14 protein-coding genes and 1 pseudogene are annotated in these 18653 nt (G+C 66.8%); 7 read left to right on the top strand and 8 right to left on the bottom strand.

From position 1 onward, the window contains the following. Positions 1-192: 192 nt before the first annotated feature. Positions 193-738 (top strand): hypothetical protein, encoded by a 546-nt coding sequence (locus J2X34_RS17140; RefSeq protein ID WP_114721179.1) that lies wholly within the window; start codon positions 193-195, stop codon positions 736-738. A 295-nt stretch (positions 739-1033) separates the two neighbouring features. Continuing rightward, complete coding sequence (locus J2X34_RS17135; RefSeq protein ID WP_429518569.1) at positions 1034-1489, top strand: DUF6069 family protein; 456 nt, start codon at positions 1034-1036, stop codon at positions 1487-1489. A gap of 4 nt (positions 1490-1493) precedes the next feature. Here the strand turns inward: J2X34_RS17135 and J2X34_RS17130 are convergent, their stop codons facing one another. Continuing rightward, positions 1494-3014: an acyl-CoA carboxylase subunit beta gene (locus tag J2X34_RS17130; protein WP_429518567.1), complete on the bottom strand. Its 1521-nt coding sequence runs from the start codon at positions 3012-3014 to the stop codon at positions 1494-1496. A 161-nt stretch (positions 3015-3175) separates the two neighbouring features. Between J2X34_RS17130 and J2X34_RS17125 the strand changes: the two genes are divergently transcribed. Next, complete coding sequence (locus J2X34_RS17125) at positions 3176-3517, top strand: Imm51 family immunity protein (RefSeq protein WP_114721181.1); 342 nt, start codon at positions 3176-3178, stop codon at positions 3515-3517. A gap of 69 nt (positions 3518-3586) precedes the next feature. On the opposite strand, the gene J2X34_RS17120 is transcribed toward J2X34_RS17125, so the two are convergent. Both J2X34_RS17120 and J2X34_RS17115 read right to left on the bottom strand, forming a co-directional pair. Beyond that, complete coding sequence (locus J2X34_RS17120) at positions 3587-4621, bottom strand: aspartate-semialdehyde dehydrogenase (protein WP_114721183.1); 1035 nt, start codon at positions 4619-4621, stop codon at positions 3587-3589. 6 nt (positions 4622-4627) lie between these two features. After that, on the bottom strand, positions 4628-5893 hold the full coding sequence (locus J2X34_RS17115; RefSeq protein ID WP_114721185.1) for an aspartate kinase: 1266 nt from the start codon (positions 5891-5893) through the stop codon (positions 4628-4630). Positions 5894-6031: 138 nt separating this feature from the next. Between J2X34_RS17115 and J2X34_RS17110 the strand changes: the two genes are divergently transcribed. From J2X34_RS17110 to J2X34_RS17100, 3 genes are all read left to right on the top strand, one after another. Further along, the gene (locus J2X34_RS17110; protein WP_258557816.1) at positions 6032-7231 is read left to right on the top strand and encodes a low temperature requirement protein A; all 1200 of its coding nucleotides are present in this window, start codon (positions 6032-6034) and stop codon (positions 7229-7231) included. Between the two features lie 120 nt (positions 7232-7351). Further along, the gene (locus J2X34_RS17105; RefSeq protein WP_114721189.1) at positions 7352-7678 is read left to right on the top strand and encodes a putative quinol monooxygenase; all 327 of its coding nucleotides are present in this window, start codon (positions 7352-7354) and stop codon (positions 7676-7678) included. Positions 7679-7773: 95 nt separating this feature from the next. Beyond that, the gene (locus tag J2X34_RS17100) at positions 7774-8379 is read left to right on the top strand and encodes a LamG domain-containing protein (protein WP_254622768.1); all 606 of its coding nucleotides are present in this window, start codon (positions 7774-7776) and stop codon (positions 8377-8379) included. A gap of 4 nt (positions 8380-8383) precedes the next feature. On the opposite strand, the gene J2X34_RS17095 is transcribed toward J2X34_RS17100, so the two are convergent. From J2X34_RS17095 to J2X34_RS17075, 5 genes are all read right to left on the bottom strand, one after another. Then, entirely contained in the window at positions 8384-8965 is a 582-nt protein-coding gene (locus J2X34_RS17095) for a hypothetical protein (RefSeq protein ID WP_258557818.1), read from the bottom strand. A gap of 9 nt (positions 8966-8974) precedes the next feature. Further along, on the bottom strand, positions 8975-10621 hold the full coding sequence (locus J2X34_RS17090) for a SulP family inorganic anion transporter (protein WP_258557837.1): 1647 nt from the start codon (positions 10619-10621) through the stop codon (positions 8975-8977). A gap of 19 nt (positions 10622-10640) precedes the next feature. Further along, positions 10641-12029: a DUF1254 domain-containing protein gene (locus tag J2X34_RS17085; RefSeq protein ID WP_429518560.1), complete on the bottom strand. Its 1389-nt coding sequence runs from the start codon at positions 12027-12029 to the stop codon at positions 10641-10643. A gap of 34 nt (positions 12030-12063) precedes the next feature. Then, positions 12064-14427, bottom strand: coding sequence for an arylsulfatase (locus tag J2X34_RS17080; RefSeq protein ID WP_429518558.1), 2364 nt, complete (start codon positions 14425-14427; stop codon positions 12064-12066). Positions 14428-14529: 102 nt separating this feature from the next. Beyond that, positions 14530-16245: a SulP family inorganic anion transporter gene (locus tag J2X34_RS17075; RefSeq protein WP_429518556.1), complete on the bottom strand. Its 1716-nt coding sequence runs from the start codon at positions 16243-16245 to the stop codon at positions 14530-14532. A gap of 109 nt (positions 16246-16354) precedes the next feature. Between J2X34_RS17075 and J2X34_RS17070 the strand changes: the two are divergent. Next, positions 16355-18536: pseudogene (locus J2X34_RS17070) on the top strand (arylsulfatase). The last annotated feature ends 117 nt before the right edge of the window (positions 18537-18653 follow it).

The following is an 18653-nucleotide window of genomic DNA, read 5'->3' as shown; positions in this document are numbered from 1 at the left end:
AACCGTCACATCACTGCGACACCGGCACGGACGCCGCCGATGTCGCATTTGCCCGACCCTTCTGTTGCAGCCCCGGCGCCGAGCCCCGATGGTGGAGTGGTGATCTTGGTTTCGAGATCCCGACATGGAGATCCCGCCGCGATCCCGACACCCCGATCATGCCCAGCGTCCCACCTTCGGAAGGGGTTCTACATGCAGTTGCGTAACCGGAAAGTGTTCTCCCGCACGGTCGGCGGCGCCGCGATCGTCGCCGCCTCGGCGCTTGCGGTACCCGCCCTCGCATCCGCCGAACCGGTCGAGCTCACCGGCCCGACGGTCACGACGAACGTGGAAGCGAACACACTGAACGTCACGCTGAAGAACACCAACAGCGAGCCCACCAGCACGTGCGGCGCCTTCGCCCTCGAGTCATCCAAACTGGCCGAACTCGAGGCAGATCCCGGCAAGATCGACGACCCGGGATTCCTGTCGTGGCGCACCGACATCGCCCAGCGCGTCGGCCCCGGCGACGAGGACACCTTCAGCGCGGAGCTCACTGACGGCCTCTACGCCGTTGTGGGCGAATGCGTTTCGCCGAACAGTGAGGAACCGGCGGTGAGCCGGCCGCAGATCGTGTCCGTCCCGGACGGCGGACTGCTCGGCAGCGTCGATCTCGGCAGTCTCGAGGATGGAATGCTCGACGGCATCGCCGAATTCGTCCAGGGCCTTCTCAGCGGGTCGGCCATGCCGGCGGCCTGACCGCCCGCCCGTCATGCACCGGCGTCGGCACCCGTCGGGGGGTGCCGGCGCCGGTGACCGGTGCTCGCCGACGTGGCGGACCACAGGAGCACGATCTGCGCGTCGATGTCGGCGATGCGGTCCGCGAACGTGGAACCACTATCGCGTCCAGCGAATCGTGACACGTCCACATCGGGAGCGGCACAGACACCCGGCGTCCGATGTTTCACCCGCCACGGGTGACGGCGTCGGGATGGTCGCCGACCTACGTTGTCCACAGGACGGTTCCCCGACCGGCGACCGGAAGGAACACTCGATGACCGCATACCCGCCCGGCCCTTCGCCGGCACCCACTCTCGATGCGAAGCGTCTGTGGGCCGGCGGGGCCGCCACCGCGATCGTCGCGGCCCTCGCCGCAGTGGTGGGGCTCCTGCTCGTCCGCGGCCTGCTCGACATCCCGGTGATCACCCCCGCCACCGCCTTCGGCGATTCGCAGGTCACCACGCTCGCCGGGTACGCAGCTGTCGCGGCGCTGCTGGCGACGGCGCTGCTGCACCTGCTGATGATCTCCACACCACGCGCACCGACGTTCTTCGGATGGATCTGCATGCTCGCGACGATCGCGGTCGCGTTGTGGCCGTTCACCGTCTACGCCACCACCGAGTCCAAGATCGGCAGCTCACTGATCTACCTCGTGGTCGGGATCGCCATCGTGACGCTACTGTCCGGCGTGGCGGCTACCGCACGTACGACGGCACCGACGCACCCGTGAGCCGCTAGCGCAGGTAGCCGTGGTGCGCGACGGGTTCGATCCCGCTTCCGTCGCGGGTGGATGTCCGCAGGCCGCAGATCAGGATGTTGCGGAGTTCGCGTGGGTCGATGACGTCGTCGTAGAACAGCGTCTGCGCCAGCGCCCACGGTCCGGAGGCCTCGTTCTCGACCAGCGCGCGCCGGGTCTCGTCGTCCTCCTTCGCCGTCCGGCCCCCGACGTCGGCGGGGATGCCGCCGAGGGTGACGGCGGGAAACGCGAGCGTCATGGACTGGTCGTCGTACGGATTCATCCCCATCACCGAACTGCCGAACCCGAACGCCTTGCGGACGGTGATGTGGAACTTGGGGGTCCGCAACCGGTGCTGCGCGGCGAACATCCGGGCGCTGGCCTTGAGGATGCCCGCCTTCTCGGACGCACTGCCCGCCATCACCCCCGGATTGTCCGCGAGGAACACCACCGGCAGGTGGAACGCCCCCACCAGCTGCAGGAAGCCCGCGGCCTTGTCGGCGGCCTCGACCGTCACCGAACCCGCCATCACACTCGGCTGATTCGCGACGACCGCGACCGAGTGCCCGCCGATGCGCGCGAGCGCCGTGATGATCGATTTCCCGTAGGTGGGCTGGATCTCGGTGACCGTGCCGGCGTCGGCCAGTCGGTCGATGACGGCACGCATGTCGTAGGGGCGCTTCTGGTTCACCGGGACCAGGTCCAGCAGTTCCGGTAGCGCCCGCTCCCCCACGTCGTGGTTGCCGCCCTCGGGACCCACCCACGGCGGCCGCTGCCACGCGCTGCTCGGAAAGTACGACAGGTACCGGCCGGCGAGAGCGAGCGCGGCCTCGTCGGAGTCGGCGAGATTGTGGGCGACACCGGAGGCGTCGATCGCGACCTGCGGCCCGCCGAGTGCTTGTTTGTCGATCTGCTCGCCGGTGGACGCCGCCACCAACGGCGGCCCGGCCGTGAACAGCGCGCCGTGCCCGGCGATCATGATCACGAAGTCGGACAGCGGCGCGGCGAGGGCCCCGTGACCGGCCGACGGTCCCGTCACGATCGCGACCGTCGGCACCAGCCCGGAGAGCTCCGCCATGGCCTGCAGGTCGTTGGGTGCGGGTCGGTTCCGCTCGAGCGCGTTGGTCGCGCGATGCCCCGCGCCCTCGAGCATCATCACCAGCGGGACCCGGTTGCGCAGTGCCAGTTGGGCTGCGCGCGTCCGCTTGGAGGCGGCCGCGGTGCCGATGGACCCGCCGGCGACGGTGAAGTCCTCGGCGCCGACCATGATCGGACGTCCGTCGACCAGACCCGATCCGGCGACGAACGCGTCGGAGGGAATGCCGTCGCCCGCGAGCAGGCCGAGTTCGTCGAACGACTGCGGGTCCAGCAGGTACTCGATCCGGGCGCGCGCATCGAGTCGTCCCGTCGCCCGGTAGCGGGTGACCTTCTCGCTGCCGCCCATCGCCCGCGCCGCCGACTTACGGTCAGCCAGACGTTCCAGGAGCGGCGCCCAGTCCCGACTGTTCCCAGCGTCCATCGTCGATACCCTCTCGATCCCGCGCGTGAGCCGGACCACCATCGGCCACCGTCGAGGCCAACCTACGTCGAATTACACTCGGCGGCATCAGGACTCGCCGACCGAAGCGATCCGGCGGCCGACGAGACACACCTGTCGGTCGGTTCTGCTTCAATGCACCCATGACATCACCTTCGATCGAGCCACTGCAGCTTTTCGAGACGTCACCGGGTAACTGGTCGCTGATGCTGACGGACCAGCATTTCGGCAAGGTGGCCGCGATCTTCGAGCAGGTGGAGGGTTTCGACGGTTCCGGATACGACTGGGCCTCGGTGGCCCACGCGGTGGTGGGGCGCGACGCACCCCACCTGGAAGAACGCTTCCGCACCGATCCCGAGGCCGGAATGTTCGTCGCGTACGGTCCCGACCACGAGGCTCTCGCCGAGCTCGGCGCACTGCTGGCCAAGGCGTACTCGGATTCCGAATATCTCGGCGGGCTGGTCGCCATTTCCGAACTCGACTGACGAAGACCCCGAAACAGAAGATGCCCTGTACCGCGATCGGTACAGGGCATCTTCGGATCAGATGTGTCCCTAGCGGACCAGCAGCTCGGCGATCTGGATCGTGTTGAGCGCCGCGCCCTTCCGCAGGTTGTCGCCCGAGACGAACAGCGCCAGACCGCGGCCCTCGGGGGCACCCGGATCCTGGCGGATCCGGCCGACGAGGGAGACGTCACCGCCGGCAGCAGCCAGCGGGTTCGGCACGTCCACCAGCTCGACGCCGGGGGCGGCGGCCAGCAGTTCCTGGGCGCGCTCCACCGACAGCGGACGCTCGAACTCGGCGTTGATCGCGAGCGAGTGACCGGTGACGACCGGCACGCGCACGCACGTACCCGACACCAGCAGGTCCGGCAGGCCGAGGATCTTGCGGCTCTCGTTGCGGAGCTTCTGGTCCTCGTCGGTCTCGCCGCTGCCGTCGTCGACGAGCGCGCCGGCGAGGGGCACCACGTTGAACGCGATGGGCGCAACGTACTTGTCGGGGGCCGGGAAGTCGACGGCCGAGCCGGAGTGCACCAGCTTCTCGGCGTCGTCGGCGACAGCGCGGACCTGGCCGACGAGCTCCTCGACACCGGCGATGCCGCTGCCGGAGACCGCCTGGTAGCTGCTGACGATCAGGCGCTGCAGGCCCGCCTCGTCGTGCAGCACCTTGAGGACCGGCATCGCGGCCATCGTGGTGCAGTTCGGGTTGGCGATGATGCCCTTCGGCGGGTTCTTGGTCTCCTCCGGGTTGACCTCGCTGACCACGAGGGGAACCTCGGGGTCCTTGCGCCACGCCGACGAGTTGTCGACGACGATCGCACCGGCCGCGGCGAACCGCGGGGCCTGCGCACGCGAGAGCGTGGCACCGGCCGAGAACAGCGCGATGTCGATGCCCTTCAGGTCCTCGTCGGAGGTCGCGGATGCGTCCTCGACCACGACGTCCTCACCGCGGAACGGCAGCGTCTTGCCGGCCGAGCGCGCGGACGCGAAGAAGCGGACCTTGTCGGCGGGGAAGTTGCGCTCCTCGAGCAGGGTGCGCATGACGATGCCGACCTGGCCGGTGGCACCGACGACAGCGATGGTGGTCATCTCGAATTACCGTCCCGTTCCTGCGTGTACGACGGCCTCTTCCTCGCCGCCGAGTTCGAAAGCTCCGTGGATCGCGCGCACGGCGTCGTCCAGATCGGTGTCCTTGACGAGCACCGAGATGCGGATCTCCGACGTCGAGATCAGGTCGATGTTGACGTCGGCGTCCGCGAGTGCCTCGCAGAACTTGGCGGTGACGCCCGGGTGGCTCTTCATGCCGGCGCCGACGAGCGACACCTTGCCGATGAGGTCGTCGAACAGGATCTGCGTGAAGCCGATCTCCGACTGCAGCGCCGTCAGCTTCTCGACCGCGCGCGGGCCGTCGGACTTGGGCAGCGTGAACGTGATGTCGGTCTTGCCGGTCTCGACCTTGGAGATGTTCTGCAGCACCATGTCGATGTTGATCTCGGCGTCGGCTACCGCGCGGAAGAGCTTGGCGGCGTGGCCCGGGGTATCGGGCAGGCCGACGACGGTGACCTTGGCTTCGCCGCGGTCGTGGGCAACACCGGTGATCAGGGCTTCTTCCACGGGAATGTCCTCCATCGATCCGGACACGATCGTTCCGGGCTTGGTCGTGTATGACGAGCGGACGTGCACGGGCACGTTGTAGCGGCGGGCGTACTCGACGCAGCGCAGCATGAGCACCTTGGCGCCGCACGCGGCCATCTCCAACATCTCCTCGAAGGAGACGGTGTCGAGGCGCTGCGCGTCGGGCACGATGCGCGGGTCGGCGGTGAAGACACCGTCGACGTCGGTGTAGATCTCGCAGACGTCGGCCTTCAGGGCCGCGGCCAGCGCGACGGCGGTGGTGTCGGAGCCGCCACGGCCGAGCGTGGTGACGTCCTTGCTGTCCTGGCTGACGCCCTGGAAGCCGGCGACCAGAACGATCGAGCCCTCGTCGAGTGCAGCGCGGACGCGGCCCGGCGTGACGTCGATGATCTTGGCGTTGCCGTGGCTGCCGGTCGTGATGACGCCGGCCTGCGAGCCGGTGAACGATCGAGCCTGCGCGCCGAGGGAGTGGATCGCCATCGCGACGAGGGCGTTGGAGATGCGCTCGCCCGAGGTGAGCAGCATGTCCATCTCGCGAGCCGGCGGCACCGGGCACACCTGCTGCGCGAGGTCGAGCAGTTCGTCGGTCGTGTCGCCCATCGCCGAGACGACCACGACGACATCATTGCCCGCCTTCTTCGTCTCGACGATCCGTTCAGCGACGCGTCGGATGCGCTCGGCACTCGAGACCGAGGATCCCCCGTACTTCTGGACGACGAGAGCCACGCGTGTGTACCTCCGGGTAGATGGATTGATGCAAGTCCAGCTGTCGAGCTTACCGACGAGCGTCCGATCCGGTGCAGGGCCGTCCCGGCCATCGGTTTCGGGGCGCACGTCGGCTCCGTCGGTGGAAGCATCGTCGCCGTGGACCTCACTCGACGCCTGAGTACCCGCCCCACCGAGGAACGGGCGTCCGTCTCGCCGCTGGAGCTGTTCTTCGACCTGGTGTTCGTCTTCGCGCTCACCCGGGTGACGGACCTGATGTCGGCAGATCCCAGCGGGATCAACCTTCTGCACGGCGTGCTGGTGATGGCCGTGCTGTGGTGGAGCTGGGTGGGCTACTCGTGGCTCGCGAACCTCGTGCGGGCCGACGAGGGCGTCGTCCGGGTGGTGATGCTCGCGGCGATGTCCGCAGTGTTCATCGTCGCCCTGACGATCCCCGAGGCGTTCGACGACCTACCCGGCGGCCTCGACGGGCCCGTGGTCTTCGCGATCGGCTACTTCGTGGTCCGCGCGCTGCACATCCTGATGTTCCTGGTGATCAGTCGCGAGGATCCGCAGCTACGCGGCCAGGTGATGCGGTTCGTGCCGTCGATGCTCGCAGGCACCACCTTCCTGCTGATCGCGTCGCAGCTGACCGGGCCGTGGCAGACGGTCATGTGGTTCCTCGCCCTCGCCGGCGACTACCTCGGCACCCTGATCGGCGGCACCGGCTGGCGGCTGCGATCGGTCAGCCACTTCGCTGAACGGCACGGGCTGATCGTCATCGTCGCGCTGGGCGAGTCCATCGTCTCGATCGGGATCGGTGTCGCAAGCCTGCCGATCACGTGGGCGATCATCGTCGCGTCTCTCCTCGGCCTGGCGGTGTCGTCGCTGCTGTGGTGGGCATACTTCGACGTCACCTCGCTCATAGTGGAGCACGCGTTCGAGGAATCCGACGGGCGCCGACGCATCCTCATCGCCCAGGGCTGCTACAGCTATGCGCACCTGCCGATGGTGATCGGCATCGTGATGCTCTCGCTGGGGTTGAAGAAGATCCTCTACTACGTGGGCGACGGCAACCATCACCGGTTGACGGACCCGCTGACCGGGTGGCCACTCGTGGCGCTGTTCGGTGGTGCCGCGCTGTACGTCGCGGCGTTGGTGTTCTTCAAGAAGTACGGAGCCGGGCTGCTGAGTGTGCCCCGGATCGTGACGGTGATCGTCTTGCTCGGCCTCATCCCCGTCGTGTGGCACCTGCCGGCCCTCGCGACGCTGGGCGTACTCACCGCGGTCCTGCTCGCGCTCATCACATTCGAGTTCTTCCGGTTCGCCGAGCCACGCCGGGAATTGCGTTCGCACTGAACGCCCTGAACGCCGCGTTCGACGTTGCGGCATTGATTGCGACGCCGCTCACGACCGATACTGACTTCGTGACCGCAGGCGTGGGCCGCGTCATCCGTTGACGAGCAGACTGGAGTCATCGTGATCTTCATCGTGGTGAAGTTCGAAGTCCTCGACGAGCACCGGGACAACTGGCTCGAGATCACTCGGGAATTCACCGAGGCGACGCGGGCCGAACCGGGAAATCTCTGGTTCGAATGGACCCGCAGTGTGGACAGTCCCACTCAGTTCGTCCTGATCGAGGCGTTCCGCGACGGACAGGCCGGCGCCGACCACGTCGGTTCCGCGCATTTCAGGAACGGCTTGGATGCGATGCGTCCGGCACTGCGCGAGACTCCGCGCATCGTCAACACCGAGATTCCCGGCGTCGACTGGTCGCTCATGGGCGAACTCGAGATCGAACAGTAGATCCCGATCTGGCCGCCAGGCGACGGGCTTCGGGCGATGGAATCTACGCCACAGTCGCGCTGTCAGGGCCGCTCGACGATCGCGCTGCGGAACGAATGAACCCGGCCATCGCCGGCCGGCCGACCCTGGTCCAGGGTGACAAGCTGCGGCTGTTCGAGGGGATGACCCGGTTGAACGAAAACGTCGCGATCAACATCAAGAACCGGAGCTTTTCACTGACCGCACAGGTTCAGGTGCCTGAGACCGGCGCCGACGGTGTCATCGTCACGCAGGGCGGACGAACCGGCGGGTGGTGTCTGTTCACCGAGGGCGGGAAACTCGGGTATCACTACAACTACTGCGGACTGCAGCGCACCACCGCATTGTCCGACGATTCGCTCACGCCGGGACAGCATCAGGTCCGCGTCGAGTTCACCTACGACGGGGACGGAATCGGCAAGGGCGGCACGGCAACGCTGTACATCGACGGGGACGAATCCGGTAGCGCTCGGGTGCCGCGCACGCACCCGCTCTACTTCTCGTTCGACGAGGGACTCGACGTCGGAGTCGACACCGGGATGCCGGTATACGAGGGCTACAAGTCACCGCGCGGCAAGTTCACCGGCCGAATCGACTGGGCCGACATCGAACTCGGCGACGACGACCACAGCCACCTCATCGATCCCGATGATGCGCTCGCGGCAGTGCTCAAGCACCAGTAGCCCGTCACCGCGGTATCGGGCAGAGTTCCCGGGCGGCCAGGTCCCAGAACGGAAAGAGCTGGGGGCTGGTCGCTTCGGGGTGCTCGACGTGCGCGACGTCGAGAAACTCGAGGTAGGTCCGCCCCGGCGCCCTCGCGATCTCGCACGCCTGCAACCCCAGCTTCGCCGACGCCGGGAAGCCGATCTCTCGGCCGTACGGCCCCAGGGTGGGCGCGTCCCCGAACACGTCCAGATTCCGCCCCCACTGGTTGAACGAGGTTTGCAGGTTGAAGTCGCACGATCCGAAGAGACCTTCGCACGTGGTCGGCTGTCCGCCGATCGTGAATGTCTCCTTCACCATCGGACGACTCGTCTCCGTCTGCGGCAAATCGGACACCATCCGGTAGAACGCGAACCCGAATCCGCACAGCGCCGCGACGACGACCACGCCGACCAGGACCCGTGTCACCACGACCGCACTCCCGGCCGGACCCGCATCACCGATGATCGGAACGACATACTGCGGACGGTAGATATCCGAGCGGCCGGTGTAGCGGCGTTCGGGCCGAATGGTTGTGACATCGACACCGAACAACCCGGGCGTCACGCGCCCCGGTCAATCGCTCAACGTGCGGGCGGCCGCCTCGACCGTATCGAACATCCGACCCTGCGACTCGTAGTCGCGACCGAGGACGGTTCGGCGGACGGTCGCCAGGTTCTGCGGCGGCACTGCCGCGAAGTAGACGGTCACTCCGGCGTCGGACAGTTCCCGGGTGAGATCGACGAAGTTCTTCATAACCGTCGTCGTGACCTGGTACAGCCGCGAACAGTCCAGCACGACCGCACGCGGCGCGGTGGCCGCGGTGGTGACCCGCCTACTGATCTCGCGCGTATTGGCGCGCACGTTCGCGGTGTAGAGCCCCAGATCTATCCGGAGCACCAGCGGATCCGACGCGATCGGTGGCCCGTCCGGATCGACCGCGGTCCAGATGCCGTCCAGATCCCTCACCAACTGCGAAATGTGGGGACGGTTGAGCTCGCGCAAAACGAGATACAGCGTCATGACAACGCCCACGAGCACCGCCGGCAGCAGTCCCGCGGTCAGACCGATCACCGCAGTCACCGCGGCCACCCAGAACTCGATGCGGCTGACCCGCCAGAAGCGCACGAACGAACCCGGATCCACCAGGCCCAGCGTCGCGACCACCACCATCGCGCCGAGAGTCGCCTGCGGGAGATCGCTGAGCACGGGTGCCAGGAACAGTGCGACGAGGACGGCCAGAACCGCGGTGACGATGCCGCTCAGCTGGGATCGTGCGCCGGAACGCAGCGCGACCGCGGTCTGCGAGAACCCGCCCGCCGGCGGCAGGGTGTGGAAGAAGGCGCCCGCTACCGACGCGGCACCGTTGGCGAGAAGCTCACGGTCGCTGTCGATCTGTGGCTCGTCCGCCCGGCGGACACCGCGCGCCACCGCCACCGTCTCCAGGAACGCCATCACCGAGATCGCCAGTGCCCCCGGCAGCAGCGCACCGATGTCGTGCAGGGAAGGAATCCCGGGCAGCGGAATGCCCCGTGGAACCTCCGCGATCACCGCGACCCCGCTGTCACGCAGGCCCGTGAACGCGATCAGTGCAATGCCCACCGCCACCACGACGAGGGGACCGGGCACTCGCGGCGCCACCCGAGCCATTACGAGAAGTGCCGCGATCGACACGACCGACAGCACCACGGTGGCGCCGTTCGCGTCGCCCAGTTGACGTACCACACCCCCGAGCACGTGGAAGAAACCGGTGGCATCCGGGTCACCCGGAACCCCCAGCAGCTTCGGCAACTGGCTCGCGGCCACCGTCAGGCCGACGCCGGCCTTGATCCCGGACAGCGTTGCCTCGCTGATGTTCTCGATGATCGCCCCGAGCTTCAGCACCCGAGCCGCGATCAGGATCACGCCCACCATCAGGGTCAGTGTCATCAGCGCGGTCTGGGCGTCGTCCGATCCGGATGCGATGCCCGCACCGATCAGGGTCGAGGCCGTGAGTGTCGCGATGGTCGACGTCGTGCTCACGCTGGCGGTGCGGGATCCACCGAGCAGCGCGTACACGATCATCGGCACCATGCACGTGTACAGGCCGATCTGCACCGGCATGTCCGCGATGGTCGCGTACGCCATCGCCTGCGGAATCACGACGGCACCGGCACTCAGTCCGGCAACCACGTCGGCGCGAAGCCAACTCCTCCGGTAGCCGGCGAGCGTCGGTGCGAGCACTGCGGTCAACGCGCCTCCACTACAGTCCGGTGATGTCGCCGAGTTTCCAGCTGCGGTCGAAGTACGGCTCGAGCGGGCCGTACAGCCGGAAATAGCAGAACCAGTGACGGTCGGGAATGGTCTGCACCCAGTTGGATTCACGGCTCGGAGGCGCGGTGGGCCCGAAGTACAGGTCGACGGAGCCGTCGTCGCCGACCACCAGGTCCGTGTCCCGCGACCCGCGATCGCCGTGGCCCTGCTCGTTGTCGACCAGGCACCGGGTATCGACGTCGTACACCGTCGCGGACCAGAACAGCTTCGCCGGCACACCGGCCGGAACGTGCAGCGTGTACGCGCGTCCGCCGTCCAGCCAGTTCCCGTCGGCGTCCGAGTACGCGCCCAGGTACGCCTGTCCGAGACCCGACATGGTGCTCTTCATCGCCATGGAGAATGACACGGCCTCGTAGAACCACGACGCGCGTTCGAGCAGTTCGTCGTGGTATCGGCCCCGCTGGGTGGGACTGTCGAGCACGATCGCGGTGTCCCACTTGCGGTCCGGCCAGTACTGCGACCCCGGGAACCGCTTCGCGAACGCATTCGCCCGGGCGAACATCTCGCCGGCGTCGATCGCCCGCTGAAGGATGCTGCTCAGGCGTTCGTCCGGCGCGAACGGTTGTCCCTTCTCGATGCCCAACTGCTTCAACCAGGCCATCGGAAATCGGTCGCGTTCCTCCACCGGTTCGGACTGCAGGACGTCGTGCAACAGTTCCCAGAACCGGAGGTCGCGGGGTTGGATCCCGGACCATTCCCGGCCGTCCGGTGACACCAGCCGGGTCGGGGGCGGATTCTCGCGCTCCGCATACGGGTAGACGCGAACCGCTTCCACGAGCGTCCGGGACCGCTCGTGGTCGGGATCGAGGGTGCGGAAACCGAAGAACACGTGCATCATCGGCGACTGCAGCACCCGGAATCCGTCTCCCGGGGGTGACTGCTGGCCGGGCCCCACCACGAGATACTTCCCGCCCTCTCCCCGGTCGGGACCCATCTCCCCCATCGTCGCGAACTCGCGTTGCCAGAAGTCGGCGCAGCCACCGGCGGTCGGCCCCGGCGGAAGCTCGATCACCATCGGTCCGGTCCGGTTCAGTTCGAAGAAGGTGAGAATGTACGGCGTCGTCGCGTTCGCGGTGATGAGACCCAGCCGATCCCGATACGTCCGGTACACCACGAGATCCGAAGGTGCGGTGCCGAATACGTTCTCGTGCACGCTCTGCCACTGCGCCCACGACACCAACGGCAACGCCCACAGATAGGACTGGGTCGCGAACTGGAAGTCCAGCTCGTCGAACACCTTTCCGACGTCGTCCCGGGCGGGTAGTTCGCCGTCCCGCGCAATGGGCGAACTCTGCAGGTACAACTCGATGTCACTCATTCCGCCGCCTCTCCCTGGATCCGTCGTCGGTGCTCTACTGCTGCATCATCGCGATGTTCATCAGATGCTCCGGGTCGGCCAGGTGCGCGTGGTCGTCGTCGCCGAGATCGATGCGCACCCGGTCGATGGTTCCGGTGAACGCGTTGCCGGTTGCCCCGTAGTCGGGCGACACCGGTGAGGCGAGATCCGCTCCGACATCGACGGTCTCGTCGAAGGTGAACTGGAACGGGATGGTCCGCTCCACGCGGCCCTCGCCGACCTTCTGATCAGCGGCGAAGAGTGAGACCGTGCCGCCCTTGCCGAGTCCCCCGCCGTCGTACGCGAAATGCGCCCGCAGTTCCTGCTTTCCGGGTGCCACCGAAGTGTCCGAACGGACGATGGCCGTGTCGATACCGAGCAGGTTGTAGGCGAAGGCGAGCTTGCCGTCGAGCGCGTAGAACGACCAACCGCCGTAGGCGCCGCCCTGCGCGATGATCACCCCGTTGACGCCGTTGTCCGGCACCTCGGCCGATGCTGTGACCGTGAAGGACTTGTTCTTGATGTTGATGGCCGAGTTCTCGCTCAGGCGCCGCATGCCGCGGTAGAACGTCTGGCTCTGCGCGGTGATCAGCGCCGGCCGCCCCGCGATGTCGGGGTTCATCCGTTCCGCCGAGCGGATGTCCATCGGCAGCACGTTGAACCTTGCGGCCTGGATGAGGAACAGCCGTTGCAGGTGGGCGAGCTTGTCCGGGTACTCGGCGGCCAGGTCATGCGACTGCGTCCAGTCCTCCTCCACGTTGTAGAGCTCCCACACGTCGTCGTCGAGGCCGTGGTCCGACGCGACCCAGGGGTCCTTGTGCTTCGCGACCGCCGTCCAGCCCTTGTGGTAGATCGCCCGGTTGCCGAGCATCTCGAAGTACTGCGTCTCGTGCTGCTCGGCCGCGTCGGCGTCGGCGAACGAGTAGTTCATGGCGACGCCCTCGTAGGGGCGCTGGGTGACGCCGTGCACCGTCGTCGGCTCGGGAATCCCCGCGGCCTGCAGGACCGTCGGGGCAACATCGATGGCGTGGGTGAACTGGGTGCGAATCTCTCCGCGCGCCGCAATACCGTTGGGCCAGCTGACGATGGTGCCGTTGCGGGTACCGCCCCAGTGCGAGGCCACCTGCTTGGTCCACTGGTAGGGCGTGTCCATCGCGTGCGCCCAGCCGACCGCGTAGTGGTTGTACGAGCTCGGAGTCCCGATGTCGTCGATGTGCGCGGCGACGTACTCCTCGGTCTCGATCTCGTTCATGTGGTTGATCGTGAAGCCCTCGTTGGTGGTGCCGTGCATCGACCCCTCGGCGGATGCCCCGTTGTCGCCGATGATCACGTAGACGAGGGTGTCGTCGAGCACGTCGAGCTCCTCGAGCGCGTCCAGGAGACGGCCGACGTGGTGGTCTGCGTAGTCGAGGAAGCCCGCGTACACCTCCATCTGACGGACGAGGGCCGGCTTGATGGTCTCGCTCATCTCGTCCCAGGCGGGGATACCGGGGCTGCGCTCGGTGAGCACCGCGTCCTGCGGGATGACGCCGAGCGCCTTCTGCCGTTCGAATGTCTCCTGGCGCAGTACATCCCAGCCCTGGTCGAACTGGCCGCGGTACTTGTCCGCCCACTCCTTGGGAACGTGGTGCGGGGCGTGCGTCGCACCGGGCGCGAAGTAGGTGAAGAACGGCTTGTCCGGAGCGAGGGACTTCTGCTGACGCGTCCAGTCGATGGCCTTGTCCGTCATGTCACCCATGAAGTGGTAGCCCTCTTCGGGGGTGCCCCACGGCTCGACCGGCGCGGTGTTCTCGTAGATCGCCGGGTACCACTGGTTGGTCTCGCCGCCGAGGAACCCGTAGAAGTACTCGAACCCGCCACCGGGGTGCGGCCAGTGGTCGAACGGACCCACCGCCGAGGCCTCCCACACCGGCACCTCGTGGCACTTGCCGAACTGGGCGGTGTTGTACCCGTTGAGCTTCAGGGTCTCCGCGAGGGGCGCGCAGTTGTTGGGCCGCAGCGAGTTGTAGCCCGGTGCGCTGGTGGCGATCTCGGTGATGCCACCCATGCCGACGGTGTGGTGGTTGCGACCGGACAGCAGCGCCGCGCGGGTAGGCGAGCACAACGCGGTGGTGTGGAACCGGGTGTACTTGAGGCCCTGCGCGGCCACCCGCTCGAAGTTCGGTGTCTCGATCGGACCACCGAACGCGCTCGAGGCCCCGAACCCCACGTCGTCGATCAGTACGACCAACACGTTCGGCGCGCCCTCGGGAGGCAACAGCCGCCGGATCGGCGGGAACTTCGTGTCCGGATCGGTCGCGTCATAGGTGACGGTGCCGGTGTACGCGAGATCGGGAATCGGAAGCGTCCCTCGCTGAAGATCGTTCGGATCGAAGCTCATCGTGTTGATCCCTCTCCGTATATGTTCGCGCACGTACCGTGACCGTAGGCACCGCGTCACGTCGTCGGCTTCATCCACCGCGGGTGAGTGTCCGCACCTCGTTCAGGCGTCCGCACCGGTCCCGGCCAGGGCGGCGGCGACGGTCGGGTACACGGACACCGACCGGCCTTCCGTCGCAGCCCGGCCGAGTGTGTCCCGGAACTGGCCGATGTCGCGTGCGACGCGAAGATCGATTCCCTTCCGACCGAGCGCATCCCGAAGCTCCATCAACATCTTCGCGGCGGTGACGTCCACGAAGGGCGAGGTCTCGGCGTCCAGCACCACGACACGGGTGCGGTCGGTGCACAGATCCTCGATGCGGGCCTTCACGTGGTCACAGTTCGCGAAGAACAGGCCCGCCTCGACCCGCACGACCACAACGTCGTCCCGGGTCGGGATTTCCGAGTGCCGTTCGGCATCCACCCACAGGGTGTCCTGCTTGACGAGTGCAGCCACATGGGGGCGGGACACTCGGTATAGCAGCAGCAGCATCGACACCCCGATTCCGATCACCAGGCCCGGCAGCGTGTCGAACAGCAGCACGCCGGCCATCGCGGCGATCGCCGCGGCGAAGTCGGCCCGCGCCGCATAGCCGTAGATGCTCCCCAGCCGCTCGGTCCACACCCCGTAGAGGCGCCGCAGCGCCGCGAAGTCCACCAACTCGATCACCGCGGCGATCACGACCGCGGCCAGCGTCGCCTCGGGCAGGTTCTCGAACAGTCCGGTCAGGAACAACAGCGTCAAGATCGTCAGCGCGGCCACCATCAACCCACTGACCTGCGACTTGGCACCAGCGCCGCCGTTGACGGCGGTCTTGGACAGGCTGCCGTTGACGACCATCCCCGACGCCAGGCCGGCACCGAGGTTGGCGGCGCCGAGACCCATCAGTTCCCGGTTGGCGTCCACGTCGTAGCCGGCCTTCGCGGCATAAGTCTTGGCAGCGCCGAGCCCCTCCGCGAACCCGATGAGCAGCACCCCTACTGCCGGCCCCAGCAGGTCGATGTAATCGTCGAAACCCACGCCGGACGGCAGTCCCAGCGACGGCAGACCCGAATCGATGTGGCCGACGATCGTCACGCCCTTGCCGGCGAGGCCGAAGACGCCGACCGCGGCGATACCGATCAGAACGGCGAGCAGGGAACCGGGAACCAACGGTAGCCACCGTTTGAAGCCGAGCACCACCGCCAGACTCAGCACACCGACCACCAGCGTCCGCCAGTCGGTGTCGCCGAGATGCCGGATCACGCCCCACGCCTGCTCGAAGAAGTTGCCGTCGGACTTCTCGACACCGAACAGCTTGGGGACCTGACCGATGATGATAGTGAGCGCCAGGCCGACGATGAAACCCTTGAGCACCGGCTCGGAGATGAAAGACGCGATGAATCCGAGGCGGATCAACCCGGCCAGTAGCCCGACGATTCCCGTCGCGATCGCCAGGACCGTCGACAGGGCGATGTACTTGCCACCGTCGGCACCTGCCAGCGGCGCGATGATCGCTGCCGACAACGCGGCCGTGGCCGACATCGGCCCGACTATGAGGTGACGCGAACTGCCCGCTGCCGCATACAGGATCAGAGCCGGGACGGCGGCGTACAGACCGACTACCGGGGGAACGCCCGCAATGGTGGCGTACGCGAGGGCTTCCGGCACCAGCACGGCCCACACCGTCAGCCCGGCAACCACGTCCGGGCGGATCCACTCACGTCGGTAGGACTGCAACGAGCCGAAGACGGGCCATGTCCGTTTCGTAGGCGTCACGTCGCCATGCTCCGTCGCCATCACCAGTTCCTCTTCACACACGACGGGTGAAGAGGAAACGCACCGTAACGCCCACTATCTCGACAACGGACCTGTACCGAACCATGACCGCACTGTGCTGGAGGATCTCATGGCCAAGGAGTTCGAGGGCATCATCAATGTCGACATCCTTGATTCCCAACCGGATTGGAGTGCATTCACCGCCGACAAGGCTCCCGAGGGTGCACCCAACGTTCTCGTCGTACTGTTCGACGACACCGGCACCGCCGCCTGGTCGCCGTACGGCGGACGGGTGAGCATGCCGACCCTCGACCGCCTCGCTACCGACGGACTCACCTACAGCCAGTGGCACACCACGGCACTGTGCTCCCCGACCAGGTCCTGCTTCCTGACCGGCCGCAATCACCATCTCAACGGACAGCCGGTGCGTCGAAGAAGGAATGGCCCCTGGCCCAGGGTTTCGACCGGTTCTACGGCTTCATCGGCGGAGAGACCAACAACTGGTACCCGTCCCTGGCCGAGGACAACCACTACATCGAGCAGCCCTACCTGCCCGAGGACGGTACCACCTGTCGAAGGACCTCGCGGACAAGGCGATGGCCTTCATCGGGGATTCCAAGCAGACGGAGCCGGACAAGCCCTGGTACCTGTGGTTCTGCCCGGGCGCGAACCATGCCCCGCACCACGCGCCGCAGGAGTACATCGACAAGTACAAGGGCATGTTCGACGACGGCTACGAGGCGTACCGGGAATGGGTGCTGCCCCGGATGATCGAGCGTGGCATCGTTCCCGCGGACACCGAACTCACCGAGATCAACCCGATGCCGCCGGGCACGTTCTCCGAGGGTGATGCGGTCCGGCCGTGGGACACACTCAACGGCGACGAGAAGAGACTCTTCAGCCGGATGGCGGAGGTGTTCGCCGGATTCTCCGAATACACCGACGCCCAGGTCGGGCGGATCATCGACTACCTCGAGGAATCGGGCCAGCTCGACAACACTCTCGTGATCTATGCCGCCGACAACGGTGCGTCCGGAGAGAGCAGTCCCAACGGGTCCGTCAACGAGGGGAAGTTCTTCAACGGCTACCCCGACACGATCGCGGACAACCTCCCGCTCATCGACAAGCTTGGCAGCCCCGACACCTACAACCACTATCCGACCGGGTGGGCGGTCGCATTCTCCACGCCTTACCGGATGTTCAAGCGATACACGTACCAGGGCGGCATCTGCGACCCGCTGGTGATCTCGTGGCCGAAGGGCATCGCGGCACGCGGCGAGGTTCGCGACCAGTACCACCACTGCACCGATATCGTTCCGACCATTCGCGAGGCGTGCGGTGTCGCCGTGCCGGACGTCGTGAACGGTGTGAAGCAGAGTCCCCTGTCCGGGGTGTCGATGCGATACTCGTTCGACGACGGGGATGCGCCGACCCGCAAGCGAACGCAGTACTACGAGATGTTCGGCAACCGCGCAATCCGGCACGACGGATGGAAGGCCGTCACCGAACATGGCCCGATGAGCGGCATGAGCAACTTCGACCGGGACAAGTGGCAGCTCTTCCACACCGACCAGGACCGCTCCGAAGCGCGCGACCTGTCGGCAGATCATCCCGAGATGGTGCAGGAGTTGTCCGCGTTGTGGGTGGAGGAGGCGAAGGCCAACAAGGTACTGCCCCTGAACGATCTGCTCGTGGTGGGTAAAGACCTCGAGACCTTCCTGAAGCTCGAGTTCAACGTCCCGGTGCCGCCGAGTGGCCAGTACATCTATTACCCCGACACCAGCGAGATCCCAGAGCGATCGGCGGCGAACACGCACGGCGTGTCGTTCAAGGTCCTCTCCGAGGTACACACCGAGACCGACACCGAGGGCGTGATCTTCGCGCACGGTTCGCGGTTCGGCGGCCACGCGCTGTACATCAAGGACGGCGCGGTCCGGTACGTCTACAACTTCCTCGGCGTGGGAGACGTGCAGGTGGTGGAGGCACCGGCGCCTCAGGCCGGCCACCACATCATCGGGGTCGACTTCCGCAAGGAACGGACGGGTGAACATCACGAGTCCTACGGGCCCGCCGCCCTCCATATCGACGGCACGGAGGTCGCGTCCGCGGAGATTCGCACGATGACCGGCCACTTCTCCCTGTGCGGTGAGGGCCTGTGCATCGGCTACGACAGTGGCGATGCCGTGACCAGCGACTACACCGGCCGCTTCGAGTATCGAGGTGGCCGGATCGTCAAGGTGGTCTTCGACGTCGCCGACGACGCGTATGTCGACGTCGAAAAGCACCTGCAGGCCGCAATGTCCAGAGATTGAGAGACATATCGCGCGAAAAATCGCCTGCCCGCGTTAAGCTTCGGGCGCTACGTGGGGTTCACCCGGGAGCCCTCTCGGGTGAGGGCTCGTTATGTGGGAGGCATGTCGGGTGTCGAT

Origin of the sequence: Rhodococcus sp. BE178, from assembly GCF_050433545.1 — a bacterium.
Taxonomy (GTDB): Bacteria; Actinomycetota; Actinomycetes; order Mycobacteriales; family Mycobacteriaceae; genus Prescottella.
This window is presented reverse-complemented; position numbering and strand designations above follow the sequence as displayed.